At 36.5% G+C, this 13,593-nt stretch carries 11 protein-coding genes; 4 read left to right on the forward strand and 7 right to left on the reverse strand.

Annotated features, from left to right (window positions below):
• Nucleotides 1–67 precede the first annotated feature (67 nt).
• Nucleotides 68–691, forward strand: a complete 624-nt coding sequence (lexA, locus tag BQ6100_RS06185) for a transcriptional repressor LexA (protein WP_075980833.1) — start codon at nt 68–70, stop codon at nt 689–691.
• A gap of 44 nt (nt 692–735) precedes the next feature.
• Here the strand turns inward: lexA and BQ6100_RS06190 are convergent, their stop codons facing one another.
• On the reverse strand, nt 736–1,002 hold the full coding sequence (locus tag BQ6100_RS06190; protein WP_075980834.1) for a phage holin: 267 nt from the start codon (nt 1,000–1,002) through the stop codon (nt 736–738).
• A 602-nt stretch (nt 1,003–1,604) separates the two neighbouring features.
• Between BQ6100_RS06190 and BQ6100_RS06195 the strand changes: the two genes are divergently transcribed.
• Complete coding sequence (locus BQ6100_RS06195; RefSeq protein WP_075980835.1) at nt 1,605–3,191, forward strand: SH3 domain-containing protein; 1,587 nt, start codon at nt 1,605–1,607, stop codon at nt 3,189–3,191.
• Between the two features lie 171 nt (nt 3,192–3,362).
• Nucleotides 3,363–5,402: an SH3 domain-containing protein gene (locus tag BQ6100_RS06200; protein WP_075980836.1), complete on the forward strand. Its 2,040-nt coding sequence runs from the start codon at nt 3,363–3,365 to the stop codon at nt 5,400–5,402.
• A 283-nt stretch (nt 5,403–5,685) separates the two neighbouring features.
• On the opposite strand, the gene glnA is transcribed toward BQ6100_RS06200, so the two are convergent.
• The 4 genes from glnA to hflX form a co-directional block, all read right to left on the reverse strand.
• A complete protein-coding gene (glnA, locus tag BQ6100_RS06205; protein WP_075980837.1) occupies nt 5,686–7,020 on the reverse strand; it encodes a type I glutamate--ammonia ligase in 1,335 nt (444 codons plus the stop codon).
• A 42-nt stretch (nt 7,021–7,062) separates the two neighbouring features.
• Nucleotides 7,063–7,470 carry a MerR family transcriptional regulator gene (locus BQ6100_RS06210; RefSeq protein ID WP_075980838.1) on the reverse strand — a complete coding sequence of 136 codons (408 nt, stop codon included), beginning with the start codon at nt 7,468–7,470 and terminating at the stop codon, nt 7,063–7,065.
• A 181-nt stretch (nt 7,471–7,651) separates the two neighbouring features.
• Nucleotides 7,652–8,926 (reverse strand): methionine gamma-lyase family protein, encoded by a 1,275-nt coding sequence (locus BQ6100_RS06215; protein WP_075980839.1) that lies wholly within the window; start codon nt 8,924–8,926, stop codon nt 7,652–7,654.
• A gap of 13 nt (nt 8,927–8,939) precedes the next feature.
• Nucleotides 8,940–10,196 carry a GTPase HflX gene (gene hflX / locus BQ6100_RS06220; RefSeq protein ID WP_075980840.1) on the reverse strand — a complete coding sequence of 419 codons (1,257 nt, stop codon included), beginning with the start codon at nt 10,194–10,196 and terminating at the stop codon, nt 8,940–8,942.
• A gap of 319 nt (nt 10,197–10,515) precedes the next feature.
• Here hflX and BQ6100_RS06225 point away from each other — a divergent pair, with 319 nt between their 5' ends.
• The gene (locus tag BQ6100_RS06225; protein WP_075980841.1) at nt 10,516–11,196 is read left to right on the forward strand and encodes a TerC family protein; all 681 of its coding nucleotides are present in this window, start codon (nt 10,516–10,518) and stop codon (nt 11,194–11,196) included.
• Nucleotides 11,197–11,253: 57 nt separating this feature from the next.
• Here the strand turns inward: BQ6100_RS06225 and BQ6100_RS06230 are convergent, their stop codons facing one another.
• Both BQ6100_RS06230 and spoVK read right to left on the reverse strand, forming a co-directional pair.
• Nucleotides 11,254–12,252: a cation diffusion facilitator family transporter gene (locus BQ6100_RS06230; protein WP_075980842.1), complete on the reverse strand. Its 999-nt coding sequence runs from the start codon at nt 12,250–12,252 to the stop codon at nt 11,254–11,256.
• Between the two features lie 130 nt (nt 12,253–12,382).
• A complete protein-coding gene (gene spoVK / locus BQ6100_RS06235) occupies nt 12,383–13,330 on the reverse strand; it encodes a stage V sporulation protein K (RefSeq protein WP_075980843.1) in 948 nt (315 codons plus the stop codon).
• Nucleotides 13,331–13,593 lie beyond the last annotated feature (263 nt).

Below are 13,593 nucleotides of genomic sequence, written 5' to 3' on the forward strand. Positions count from 1 at the left end.
TTATGTTTGTATCAACTGGTAATTCATGCTATAATACAACCAAGAAAAACCATAGAGGTGCACGATTATGACTAAATTATCAAAACGTCAACAAGATATATTAACCTTCATTAAGGAAGAGGTTCGTTCCAAGGGTTATCCTCCTTCAGTCAGAGAAATCGGGGAGGCTGTTGGACTAGCTTCAAGTTCTACTGTACACGGACATTTAGCAAGACTTGAAAGCAAGGGGCTTATTCGAAGAGATCCGACAAAGCCTCGTGCGATTGAAATCTTAGAGTTCGATTCGAATTCTAATATTCCAAAGCACAATGTTATCAATGTACCTGTAGTAGGGAAAGTGACCGCTGGACAACCGATCACTGCCATCGAAAATGTAGAAGAATATTTTCCATTACCTGATAGTTTTGCTCCTTCTGATGAACAAGTTTTTATGCTAGAGGTTATGGGAGATAGTATGATTGAAGCTGGAATATTAGATGGCGATTACGTCATTGTTAAACAGCAACATACTGCTAATAATGGAGAAATCGTCGTAGCAATGACAGAAGAAGATGAAGCTACAGTGAAGCGTTTCTTTAAAGAAAAAAACTATTTTCGCTTACAGCCTGAGAATTCTACTTTGGAGCCAATTATTCTCAACAGTGTATCTATCCTTGGAAAAGTCATTGGTGTTTATCGTCATATACACTAACCTTACGAAACTAGTAAAAAACAAGCTCTTGAGGAGCTTGTTTTTTATTTTGGAGCATCATATTTACTTGCTTGTTCACTATCACTTAATCCTCTGGTTGTTGGATCTTGAATAAGGCCTAAAGTGGATAGGAGCATAAATACCGCATTAACGACCCCTATTACCCAATTCTCAAGCTCCTCTGTCAATTGAAAATCTGTTAGTCCAATGGAATGAGCCCCCAATAATAAAAACTCCACTAGTATAAAGACCTGTGCAATGAAGGAAGTGACCCATAGCCTATTTTTTATTCGAACCTTCCAGTTTATCAAAATTAACACCCCTCTTCCTTTGACATGAGTTGTGCTTGCATACTCTTAACGGCATTATTTCATGCTAAATACATTGTTCCTTTACGGAGATTAATAAGCATACAAGCTAATACATTATATTTTTGCCTGCCTCAATTAGTGTTCCTCTTGTCCTATTTATATGTAAAAATAGTTTAATATCATGATTATTTTTCATTTTTTAAGGGGCTATTTTCTGCTGTTGGTACCTCATTTTGGCCTGCATCCACCTGATGAAAGACAATTCCCTCCAGTTAATTCACCCTTATGGCCCTCATCTGCCTTATGAATACAAATCCCCCCATATTACCAACATTTTGTCTTTCATCCCCCTATTTGTATGCGCCAAAACCCTCAACCCCCTCTCTTCTCAAACACTTTTTTCTACAAATTCTACTAATTTCTACTATAGTCTTAACTTTTGATTCTAATATCTTTATAATAAGAATGGGGTTTTTTGTAGAAATAAAGTAGAATCAAAATAAATTTGACCTAATAACAGCATATTTTGACAAATATATTCTCCATATTTGCATTGATTGACATTGATTTAAAAGAAGTTTTATAGAAAGAGAAGTGATTTAATGAATAAAAAGCTATTAAAGGTAGTATTCTTATCTACAAGTATTGTGTTAGGTGGAGTAGCCATAACTTACAACTTGGAGGGTTTAGACAAGATTGAAGCAGCTACAACAGTAAAAATAAATAAAACTAGCTACCAAACTACTGCAAATATCTATTTGCGTTCTAATGCAAGTATGGATTCCAATAAAATCGTTCTGGTCCCTAAAGGAAAAACAGTTATCGCGAGTGAGAAAAGAGGTAGCTGGTACAAAGTCTCCTATTCTTACAAATCTGGAGATAAAGAGATGAATAAAACGGGTTGGGTGGTAGAAAAGTACATTAAGGAGAAATTAAAAGAGACTTTACTCTCTGGAAAAACCTTTTATGTTACATCTAATCTTAATTTAAGAAAGACGGCTGAAAGCAAATCTACGGTTCTTAAAGTCATTCCTAAGGGAAAAATTGTTGTTCCTTCTCACAAGGTGTCGAACGGTTGGTACAAATTGACCTATTCAGGGAAAACAGGTTACGTTTCTGGCTCCTATATTAAAGAAGTGAAAACTGGGGATCCTTTAAAGAATCGAGATAGTTATCAATTTATTGATCTTCGAATGAAGTCTCCAGTTAAAGCAGAACAAATTAACCAGTATATCGCCAATTATGTAAAGTTAACTGGAAAGAAAAGTGTGCTAACTGGTAAAGGGCAAGCCTTCATTGATGCCGGGAATAAATATGGCGTTAATGCCCTCTATTTAGCGGCCCATGCGATTCATGAAAGTGCTTATGGCACTTCCAATATTTCATTAGGGAAGAACAACCTCTTTGGGTTTGGAGCTTTTGACGCTGCTCCTTATGTTGCGGCCTACCGCTTTCAATCAGTAAACAAAAATATTGAATATATCGCTCAAGAGATGAAGGCTACTTATTTAAATCCAAATAGCTGGAAGTATAACGGTCCGCATCTTGGTTTTACCACAAAAACCTTGAAGAATGCTCGTGTCGATGATCATAGCGAAGGAATGAATTTCTACTATGCCAGCGATCCACTCTGGGGTAAAGGAATTGCTGCACATATGCAGAAAATCTTACCTTATGATAAAAGGTACTATAGCGCAGCCAAGCCAAATACGAAGGTTTTTCCAGCTCCACCAAAACCAACTGGAAGCGACAAGTTCCCTTCTGGAATCATTGCCGTATCGAAAAAAGACCTGGGATTATCGAATAAAAAGGGTAGTACTTCTATTGTAAAAAAATTGAGTAAAGGCAAGAAGTTTATCATTCTCGAAAAATCAAATGATTTTTGGGTACGTGTTAAATATGCCGGAAAAGAATATTGGACATCAAGTATAAAATTTGATCAGTATAATAGCTACTTATCTGTTAAAAACTTGGGTAGAGTCACCACCCCTGTTTTAAATGTGCGCCCTACAGCTTCTACATCAAAAAAACCGATTGGTTCCTTAAAGCTTAACCAATATGTTCAATTGGTTTTAAATAAAGACGGGAAACTCACAATGAATAGTTCGAAAACCTGGTATAAAATTAAACTGAGTAATGGAAAAACAGGCTGGGTGAGCAAATCTTATTTAGCTCAGGAACTGAAATAACAATTATGACTGGATGGTACAATGACTTGTCAAAAGTACCATCCAGTTTTTTGTATTATATTCCTTCTATTATATTTATCTTTTACTCTATTCAAATTATAATAAAATAATAGATTACATGTAGATTTCACATAACTCATGAAGCATACGAAAGGGCAAAGGAAAAATGATATGAAAACGAGAATGAAAACGTTTATTCTAACAGCCATGTTGATGATTCTTTTCTCAGCTGGATCGCTTAGTGCACATGATTTGAATAAAGCTGAAGCTGCAAGTACAACAAAAATGACTAAAACAGCATTTCAGACAACTGCAAATCTAAATTTACGAACAAAAGCCGGTACAAAATACCCCTTACTTTTAACTATTCCTAAAAGCAAAGTCGTGTATGCCACCGAAAAATATGGTACTTGGTATAAGGTCATGTACACCTTTGACTCGAAGGGAAAAAAGATAACAAAAAGTGGTTGGGTCAATAAAACCTATTTAAAAGAATACTATCAATACATGAAGATTAATGGTTCCTATTATTTTACAAATAAATCGACAGGGCTTTACCCTACTCCAGATACGAAGAAAAAACCTTACTATAATCTCACAAATAATAATGGTCTTTATTCAACGCAGAAAATTATAAACGCCATAGGTCAGACCTGGTACCGCGTTTCCTTTAGTGGGAAAACAGTTTATATCAATAGCAACTCAGTTAAAAAAGTAACTCCTACCACTTTTTCAAGTACAAATTTCAAGGCAAAAAACAAAACAACCCTTTATGAAAAATATGGGAAGGCATATAAGTCGATTGCGAGTATACAAAAGGATCAAATGATTTCATCTTCCTATTCAATCGGAGACTGGTATAAAGTCACAATCGAAAAGAAAACTGGCTATATTTTCAAAGGGGATTTTGAAGAATTAACCCAAGAAGAAGTTCCGAACCAACCAGAAATTCCATATACAGAAGAAGCCATTTCAGGAAAAACTCTTTTACTATTGGAACAGTTAAATCTTAGAAAAATGGCATCGGACACTAGTGAGAGCTTCGCGATTATTCCAAAAGGAAAATTGGTCGTACCTACACATCAGACCTCAAACGGATGGTACAAGGTCAGTTTTGAAGGAAAAATTGGATATTTGTTAGGGAATCATCTCCAAGAAGTCAAGACTGGTGATCCAATCAGTCATCGTGATGGATATCAGTTTATTGATTTACGCACAAAATCAAAGGTTACAGCTACACAAATTGATAATTACATTCAATCCTATGTGAAATTAACCGGCAAACCAAGCGTTCTATCTAAGAAAGGTCAACTGTTCATACAGACGGGAGAAAAATATGGAGTAAATGCCCTTTATTTAGCAGCTCATGCTATCCATGAAAGCGCTTATGGGACATCTAATATATCACTTGGCAAATTCAATCTTTTTGGTTTTGGGGCATATGATGCAACAGAATTCATTTCAGCCTACCGATTTAAAACGGTTGATGAAAATATCGAATACATTGCACAAGAAATGAAGGCAACCTACTTAAATGAGAAGAATTGGAAGTATCATGGAGCCTATTTAGGATATAGTACGAAGACGATGACTAATACTCGAATAGATGCAAATAGCGAGGGCATGAACTTCTATTATGCATCAGACCCGAGCTGGGGAGCAAAGATTGCCGCCCATATGCAAAATATCTTACCTTATAACAAGGCGGATTATAAAGGAGCTACACCAGACACAAGAACATTCTCAAGCCCCCCTATTCCTGCATTAAGTGAGGTATTTCCAAAGAACATACAGGCAATCGCAAAAACCGATCTTGAATTGAGGAACAAAAAAGGGGATTCTACCACTACTGCAAAATTAAAAAAAGGGGCTGAATTTAGCCTTCTAGAAAAAACGAATGATTATTGGATTAGGGTTCAATATCAAGGTAAGGAATATTGGATTTCTGGGGTCAAATTTGACCGTTACAGTAGTTATCTTTCAGTAAAGAATCTCGGCAGAGTAAATGTTTCTGGGTTAAATGTACGACCGGATGCGTCCACAGTAAATAGTCCGATTGGTATTTTCAATTTAAATGAATATGTTCAACTAGTATTAGATAAAGATGGAAATATCGTGATGAACAGCTCAAAAACCTGGTATCAAGTGAAGCTTTCATCAGGAAAAAATGGTTGGGTGAACGCATCTTATATTGATAGGGAATTAAAATAAGAAATGCTAATCAAAAAAATGCCTTCTTCAGGGAGGCATTTTTTCTGTTTACAAGCCTACTGAATCCAAGAAACTAGCTTACAGTAGGATTCTTGAGATTTAAATACTTCGGATTACGATACAAATGGTTCGCTCATTTTTTTATAATGCTACTTTAAAGGAGGAGATGAACCACATAATGATCATTCTTCAAATAGTGAATTACGTACATTTGATGAAGAACAAAGAATGGTTGCATAAAGAAAGCCTTAACACGAATGAAAAAGTGTTAAGGCTGCTTTTATTAATACATTTTCATATATTGCTCGCGTTCCCATGGATGGACTTGTGTACGGAACATATCCCACTCAATCTCTTTTGCTTCGATAAAGTGTTCAAAAATATGTTCCCCTAGTCCATCAACTATCACATGGTCATTTGATAATGTATCTAATGCTACGGCTAAAGTGGCAGGTAAATCATGGATTCCCGCTTCTTCTCTTTCTTCTTTGCTCATGATATAAATATTGCGGTCCACTGAGGTCGGAGGAGTTAATTTATTTTTCACTCCATCTAATCCTGCTTTTAATAATACGGCCATTGCTAGATATGGGTTAGCAGATGGGTCAACACTTCGTACCTCAACACGAGTACTCAATCCACGAGAAGCTGGAATACGAATTAATGGTGAACGGTTTCTAGCAGACCAAGCAACATAACAAGGTGCCTCATATCCTGGGACTAAACGCTTATAGGAGTTTACAGTTGGGTTGGTTACGGCTGTAAAACCAGGTGCGTGTTTTAATACTCCTGCGATAAAATGATAAGCTGTATCGCTAAGCTCTAGGTCCCCTTTTGGATCAAAGAAAACATTCTTTTCGCTGGTAAATAACGATAAGTTACAGTGCATTCCAGAACCATTTACACCAAATAATGGCTTCGGCATGAAGGTTGCATGAAGGCCATGTTTACGTGCAATAGTTTTAACTACTAGTTTAAAAGTTTGAATTTGGTCACATGCTGTTAAGGCATCCGCATATTTGAAATCTATTTCGTGTTGACCGGGAGCTACTTCATGGTGAGAAGCTTCAATTTCAAAGCCCATTTCTTCTAGTTCAAGAACGATATCACGACGGCAGTTTTCTCCTAAATCGGTTGGTGCTAGGTCAAAATAACCACCATTATCGTTTAACTCTAATGTAGGTTCCCCTTTTTCATCTAGCTTGAATAAGAAGAATTCCGGTTCAGGTCCTAAGTTGAAATCAGTGAATCCTAATTCATCCATTTCCTTTAGAACTCTTCTCAAATTATTTCGAGGATCTCCTGCAAATGGAGTTCCATCTGAGTTGTAGATATCACAAATTAGACGGGCAACCTTTCCTTTTTCAGCAGTCCAAGGGAAAATAACCCAAGTATCTAAATCAGGAAATAAATACATATCGGATTCTTCGATACGTACAAATCCTTCAATCGATGAACCATCAAACATCATTTTATTATCCAATGCTTTTTCAAGCTGGCTAATTGGAATCTCCACGTTTTTGATTGTTCCTAAAATGTCTGTGAATTGTAAACGAATAAATTTAACATTTTCGTCCGCTGCCATTTTTTTAATATCATCTTTTGTGTACTTGCTCATCCTTGTTCCTCCTTTTTGTTTCAAAAAAAATATTTATTTAACTTAATGGAAAAAGCGTGACATATCTCCTTGTCGTAATGATGCTCGATTAAATCGACCTGCCTGCACTAATTCAGCACGTAGGAGTTTTCTTAATTCATCATTACTCAATTCGCGTTTTACTTTTTCTTTTTGCTGAACTTGCTCAGAGACTAGGTGCTGTTCTTCCTTGACTTGGAAGATTTGCTTAATCCCAGCCATATTCACACCTTGGTCAATTAAATCTTTAATCTCTAGTAATTTGTCAATATCATTTAAAGAGAATAAGCGTTTATTTCCTTCAGTTCTTGCAGGTGATATCAATTCATGTTCTTCATAATAACGAATTTGTCTAGCAGATAGATCAGTTAGCTTCATGACAATTCCAATTGAAAAAAGAGGCATAGAACGGCGAATTTCGCTTCCACTCATCTGACTATTCCCCATTTCCTATAAATCTTGATATCATTATATGTCAATGTAATAAAAGTTGTCAATTTAATGTAAGAAAATATAACATAGTATTTTTAATAAATTTCTGAACTAAAAAAATTTTCTCCATTAATCAGCTAAAACGGAGAAAAGGAACAACCTCACAGCTGCTCCCCTCTCTCTATTCATTAAGCTTAATCAGTCCATTTTCAAGTAATCGATCTAAAGCAATGCAGATTGCTATCTTGACATGAGAATAGGTAAGTCCCCCTTGTACGTAGGCAACATACGGAGGTCTCGTTGGTCCGTCAGCTGTTAATTCAATACTAGCCCCTTGAATAAATGTACCCGCTGCCATGATGACATCATCCTCATAGCCAGGCATATAACTAGGATATGGCGTTACGTAGGAATTAACAGGAGAGGCAAACTGAATGGCTTGGCAAAAAGCAACCATCTTATCACGATCATCAAATTGAACGGATTGAATTAAATCTGTTCTCTCTGCATCCCATTTTGGATTCGAATTCATTCCAAGTTTCTCAAGCATCGCGGCAGTAAATACAGCCCCTTTTAATGCTTGCCCAACTACGTGTGGGGCCAAAAAGAAACCTTGATACATTTCCTGCAAGCTATAAAGGGAAGCACCTGCTTCAGCACCAATTCCTGGAGAGGTCATTCGATAGGAACATGCTTCGACCCATTCTTGTTTTCCTACTATATATCCCCCAGTTTTGGCTAAACCGCCTCCTGGATTTTTTATTAATGACCCAGCTATTAGATCAGCACCAACGTGACATGGCTCCCTTTCCTCTACAAATTCGCCATAACAATTATCAACAAAAACAACGACATCCGATTTAATTTCCTTAACAAAACGAATCATTTCCTCAATCTCAGAGATGGTAAAGGATGGCCTTGTTGCGTATCCTTTTGAACGTTGTATTCCAATCATTTTCGTATTCGAGTGGATGGCTTCTTTTACCGCTTGGAAGTCTACCGTACCATCTTCCTGAAGAGGAACACTATTGTACTCAATTTGAAAATCCTTTAGTGATCCCACTCCATTCCCTCTTATCCCAACAATTTCTTCTAATGTATCATAGGGTTTTCCAGTTATGTAAAGGAGCTCATCCCCTGGTCTAAGAACTCCAAAAAGCGCAATGGAAATAGCGTGGGTTCCAGAAATGATTTGAGGGCGAACTAAACCGGCTTCACCTCCAAAAACATCAGCATAAATTTTTTCTAATGTATCTCGGCCAATATCATCATAACCATATCCTGTTGAAGGAATAAAATGTGAATCACTCACCTTATGATCCTGAAAGCTTTTTAATACACGAAATTGATTCGATTCCATTCTTTCATCTATTTTCTTATGAATGGATAACACTTGTTTTTCAACCGCTTGAACGATTGGTTCTAGCTTCTCCCCATTTTGTAAATGCTTAAACATGTTGCTCTCCTATCTATTTTATATATTGTTGTAGCTTTCCTGATATTTGATGACCTCGCAGATAGAAACCATTGCATACATATAGCTGCTTCTCTTCATCAAATATTAGCCTTCTAAGGATGGTTTCATTTTTTAATTGGGAGAGTAATTTTCCTTCAGTAGCAGGGATATCTACATCATAAGCAACCATCTGACTAATGATGACACTCTCAATTTTTTGCTTTAAAAGATTACAGTCTTCTTCGTTATATGCGCTGATTAACATTGTCTCTGTTTTAGCGGTTGGAACGAAATCGGGATGCTGCAAATCCCTTTTATTATAAACGGTTAATTGAGGAATTTGAATAACATCCATATCCTCTAATAAACCATTGACTGTTTTTTCATGTTGAAAATAGTCCGGATTTGACATATCGACCACATGCAATAATAGATCTGCTTCTTTTACTTCCTCTAAAGTTGAACGAAAAGCTGCGATTAATGTCGTAGGTAGATCTTGTATGAAACCGACTGTGTCAGTCAGTAGGGTGGTAAACCCGCTTGGTAGTATCAATTTTCTGGTTAAAGGATCGAGAGTTGCAAACAATTGATTTTCTTCAAAAGCATCCGCTTCGGTTAATCGATTAAAAAGGGTGGACTTTCCTGCATTTGTATATCCAACAAGAGCAATTTGAAAGGTTTTATTCTTTTTCCTTCTTTCGCGATAACGATCACGATGCTGAACAATGACAGAGAGCTGTGACTTAATATCATCAATTCTCCGGCGGATATGGCGACGATCAGACTCAAGCTTCGTTTCACCTGGTCCCCTCGTTCCTATTCCAGCACCCAGTCTTGAAAGCTGTATTCCTTGACCTCCAAGTCTTGGTAGTAAGTATTGTAGCTGCGCTAGTTCTACCTGAAGCTTCCCTTCCTTAGAGCGAGCCCTTTGAGCAAAAATATCTAGTATTAATTGTGTTCTATCAATAATTCTTGCTTCAATTTCACTGGAAATATTCCGTACCTGACTAGGTGTTAATTCATCATTAAAAACAATTAAATCGGCCTGAAGTTCCAATGCTAATGCTTTTAATTCAGCAACCTTGCCCTTTCCTATATATGTAGAGGGATGGATTCGCTCTCTTTTTTGTGTTAAAGAAGCTACAACTTCTCCTTTAGCTGTTTCAGTTAGAGAGGCAAGTTCCTCCATCGAATAGGAAAATCTTGATTCTTCTTCAACTGTTTCACAGCCTACAAGAATTACCTTTTCCTGTACCTGTTTTTGCTCCAAGAAATCATCTTCTTTCTATCTTCTACTTAATCTTCATCATACCAAAATCAAGTAAGAAACTCTAATCATCATACCATCTTCCTTTTTCTTTCTGTGCTGGTTTAAATGGAATAATCAAACTTAATGAAATTCTAGAAGCTAGAGAACACTAAAAGTAGTTATTCCTTATTATTTCTATTGTTTACAATAGATTATCCAAATTTTTAATAAACTTTCTTGTCAGAGAAGTTTTACTGCTTCAATTGCAAGAATAAAATAGAATCGACTCCCTTTAAATTCTATTACTAAGAAGGATTTGATTTGAACGGAGGAAAAAAATATGGATTTTTTTACAACCGAGTTTTGGTCTGCGCTTCTTTCCATAGTTGTGATTGATTTAGTGCTTGCAGGTGATAATGCCATTGTTATCGGTCTCGCTGCCCGAAACTTACCAAAAAGTCTTCAAAAGAAGGTCATAATTTGGGGGACTGTAGGTGCCATTGGGATTCGTGCATTGGCAACCTTCATCGTTGTTTGGCTACTAAAAATACCAGGTCTTCTCCTTATAGGTGGAGTTCTTTTGATTTGGATTGCTTATAAATTGTTAATAGAAGAAAAAGGTCACGATGTTGAAGCTGGGGAGAACTTTTGGGCAGCTATAAAAACAATCATCATCGCTGATGCTTTAATGGGTCTTGATAATGTTCTGGCAGTCGCAGGAGCAGCACATGGAAGCTTTATTCTGGTACTATGTGGTTTATTAATATCAATTCCTATTGTTGTATGGGGGAGTACCTTAATCATAAAATGGGTTGAGCGATTTCCCATTATTATTACTCTAGGAGCTGCTGTTCTTGCTTATACAGCTGCAAAAATGATCACAGATGAAAATTTCCTAAAAGGAATTTTTGAAGATAATCCTGTATTAAAATGGGGATTTATTATTATCGTCGTCTTAGGGGTTGTCATGATAGGAAGAATGAAGAAAAAGAAAGCCAAAAAGGAAATATCAGAATCATAAAAAAGGAATTCGATAAGAGGTTCGGCACCACTACCAAATGGTGCCTGACACCTTTTATTATATTAATTCCTCCATTTGCGATTGTTTCCAATCCTGAACACCATTATCCTCAATAATACTTAATGTAACATCTGTAATATCTCCATTTTCCATTAATAAATCCTGTACCTTGAACTTTATGTCATCTGCATCTGCCAAGGATAAACCTTCTCTGAGCTCAACTAATGCTTCTACATGATAATAGCGACCTTCTTGAATAATCCGGAGTTTATTAATATCCGTTACGTCTTTATCACCCATAATAATATTGACGACTTTCTCCTCTATTTCTTTTGGTGCTGCTACACCAATTAAGCCGACCATATTATCATATCCTACCTTAAATGCAACACCGATCATTAATATTCCAATTAATAATGTACTTATACCATCTAAAATAGCAAAATTAGTAAAGGATGTTACAACCACAGCAATAAGTGCAAGTAATGCACCCGTAACAGCAACTAAATCCTCGTAAAACACTAATCTTGTTGGTGGTGCCGCCCGACCTACATTTTTGAAGGCTCCAAAAAGGATTTCTAAACCCTTTGCCTCCCCTCTAGCTTCTATATTAATTTCCTTCATCGCTTTAACCAAAATCCCACCATCGATTGCCAGATTAGCAATCAAAACCAAAACATTAAGCCAAATTCCCTTTCCTAGCGTTACTGGATGCTTCATTAAATGAAGTCCTTCTTTAATGGTTTCATACGCCATGATGGTTACTACTATTACCGCTATCATGCAAAATATATTAATCATTCTTCCAAATCCTGTGGGAAATTGCTTAGTTGGTCTCTTTTCAGACAATACACTTCCAATAAAGACGAAGCCTTGATTAACAGCATCTGCTAATGAGTGGGTAGCAGATGCAAACATTGCCCCACTTCCACTCATTGAAGCAGCCACCCATTTAATGGCAGCAATGAATGCATTTCCCCCCATGGCAATCGCAGAAGATTTATTTCCCTTTTTTACGAGCTGAAGAAAGCCCTCATTTTCTGATTTAGATCCCATCCGTTTCCCTCCATCGATTATTTCCTTCCTTTAATATTCCTCCCAATAAAGATAATATTTCTAATGTCTTTAAAAGGATTTCTAAAACAAAAAAGGGGCAAGACCGTATTTGTCTTTTGCCCCTCATCTATTAATCCTCTTCAAAAATGAGATCATTGCTCCTTAAAGTCATTAATTCATGGCGATCATAATGATTTTGAAGTAAAAGTCTCATCGCTTGAGCTCGAATAGATTTTTCAATTACATTTCTAACATACCGACCATTAGAAAAATTTATCGAACTCATAATCGATTTTTTCCATATGAGATGTTCTCTTAACTTTTTCTCTGCTTCATGACTTAATGTGTATTCTTTTTCCTTCAACATTCGATCTGATATCTCCATTAGTTGATCCACTGTATAATCTGGGAAGTCAATAACCAGCGGAAACCTAGAATGTAATCCTGGATTTAAGGTAAGAAATTGATTCATTTCTTTAGAATAACCTGCTAGGATCAAAATAAACTCATGTTGTTTGTCCTCCATATGTTTAACCATCGTATCAATGGCTTCTTTACCAAAATCCTTTTCCCCCCCTCGGCCTAATGAATAGGCTTCATCTATAAAAAGAATTCCACCAATTGCTTTTTTTATAAGGTCCCGAGTTTTCTGGGCTGTATGACCGATATATTCTCCCACTAGGTCAGCTCTTTCCGCTTCAATAAGATGTCCTTTCGAAAGCACGTTCATTCTTTGAAATAGCTTCCCAATCAATCTTGCGACGGTTGTTTTTCCCGTACCAGGATTTCCCTTAAACATCATATGGAGGGCTTGTTTCCCGACTTTTAAACCTGCTTCATCACGTTTTTTATTCACATAAATCCATGCATATATTTCTTTAATCATTTTTTTCATTTCTTCCATACCAACGAGAGCACTTAATTCGTCTTCAATCTCTCGTAATACAGCGTGCTCTGGTGGAAGAACCTTTGGAACAACTTCAGGATCTTGTAGCACACGGTTTAGTGACTTTTTCTTTTTCGAATTTAGAACCACGCTTATTTGACCATTATTCTTCATTCGTATCGGTTGGTCCAAAGTGTTCACCTCACTTATCAAGAACATTATACGCAACAATCCTCAAAGTTGTGACATTCGCCTATATGGGGTGATAATAAGGCTTAATCATAAGGATGAATTGGTACAAATCATATACCCGTTCGCTTGCCTTTGCTTTTCGTCCAAAGCATGCAAACTATATACTATATTTATTCAAGTTCTTTACATTTCATTAAAGGTTTTGGTTTTATTTACTCTTTGTCTAAATATGATCATTCACACCATAAAAAAGAGGCCTCTTC

This window comes from Bacillus massilinigeriensis, from assembly GCF_900117315.1.
In the GTDB taxonomy this organism is placed as follows: Bacteria; Bacillota; Bacilli; order Bacillales; family Cytobacillaceae; genus Bacillus_BE; species Bacillus_BE massilionigeriensis.

Bases quoted from the DNA above. Each gene is read 5' to 3' on its own strand.
- glnA (WP_075980837.1), bottom strand. From the start codon at position 7,020: ATGAGCAAGTACACAAAAGATGATATTAAAAAAATGGCAGCGGACGAA.
- BQ6100_RS06195 (WP_075980835.1), top strand. From the start codon at position 1,605: ATGAATAAAAAGCTATTAAAGGTAGTATTCTTATCTACAAGTATTGTG.
- BQ6100_RS06200 (WP_075980836.1), top strand. From the start codon at position 3,363: ATGAAAACGAGAATGAAAACGTTTATTCTAACAGCCATGTTGATGATT.
- BQ6100_RS06225 (WP_075980841.1), top strand. From the start codon at position 10,516: ATGGATTTTTTTACAACCGAGTTTTGGTCTGCGCTTCTTTCCATAGTT.
- BQ6100_RS06210 (WP_075980838.1), bottom strand. From the start codon at position 7,470: ATGAGTGGAAGCGAAATTCGCCGTTCTATGCCTCTTTTTTCAATTGGA.
- lexA (WP_075980833.1), top strand. From the start codon at position 68: ATGACTAAATTATCAAAACGTCAACAAGATATATTAACCTTCATTAAG.
- BQ6100_RS06215 (WP_075980839.1), bottom strand. From the start codon at position 8,926: ATGTTTAAGCATTTACAAAATGGGGAGAAGCTAGAACCAATCGTTCAA.
- BQ6100_RS06230 (WP_075980842.1), bottom strand. From the start codon at position 12,252: ATGGGATCTAAATCAGAAAATGAGGGCTTTCTTCAGCTCGTAAAAAAG.